This is a genomic window from Salipiger sp. HF18 (assembly GCF_011806505.1).
Classification (GTDB): Bacteria; Pseudomonadota; Alphaproteobacteria; order Rhodobacterales; family Rhodobacteraceae; genus Salipiger; species Salipiger thiooxidans.
In genome coordinates this window covers 1-793 of record NZ_JAATOS010000905.1, presented here as the reverse complement: position 1 = coordinate 793, position 793 = coordinate 1, and the positions used below count along the sequence as shown (strand labels likewise).

1 protein-coding gene is annotated in these 793 nt (G+C 58.9%); it reads right to left on the bottom strand.

Features of this window, described 5'->3' with window-relative positions:
- On the bottom strand, positions 1-392 hold a 392-nt coding region (locus HC022_RS27885; RefSeq protein WP_167454527.1), incomplete at its 3' end, for a YhjD/YihY/BrkB family envelope integrity protein.
- Positions 393-793 lie beyond the last annotated feature (401 nt).

Sequence of the window (793 nt, the reverse complement as noted above, 5' to 3'; positions counted from 1 at the left end):
CAGATGGTCAGGAGAACACCCAGTGACAGGACGCCACCGCGCTGGACGGTCATCACCTGGCGGACTTCCGAAACGATCGGCTCGATCAGCGCCTCCGGCACGATGGCGATGAGGAACGAGATCAGATCTTCGGCCATGCCGTCAGTCCCGATGAAGGCTGTCAGCGAGGACGTGAAGATCAGGAAGGGAAAGATGGCCATGATCACGCGGAAGGCCACGTTCCCGGCCAGCCCGAAGGCATCATCGCTCCACAGCCGCAGCCCGCCCTCGCGGCAGACCGCCCATACAGCGCGCCAACCGGTGCCACGCAGCAGTGCTTCTGGGTTGTCGGTGACGATGCCATGAGTGATGACGGCATCACGACCTGCTTCGGTCGGCTTACGTTCAGCCATTCGCCCTCCGTCACTTTGAGCTGATGTCTTAACTAGGTCGCTCATGTGGGCCGGACCACCAACGATCCTGTCCTCAAGCACAGGCGATCCAAGAGCGCCTGTGGCCGTGGTACGGATCTGGACGGCTCTGTTGCACAAATCGCATGAGCGATTCATCTTGTGAATCCAGTTTGGTAGCTGGGTTCCATGAGCCAACCTACTCCCCCCAGCCTAAAAGACCAAAAACTGGCCAGCCTACAATGAAGCGCTCAAGCGCCTTGGCTCTCTGACGATCCGTTGACCGTCAGTGCATTGCGCAGCAATGTCACGAGAGGTTGGTTTGACTCCGAGATGATTTGGGATCTCCAGGGCTCTGTTGCACAAATCGTCTGAACACCGAGGTTCCCTTTTCCCCGGACGGA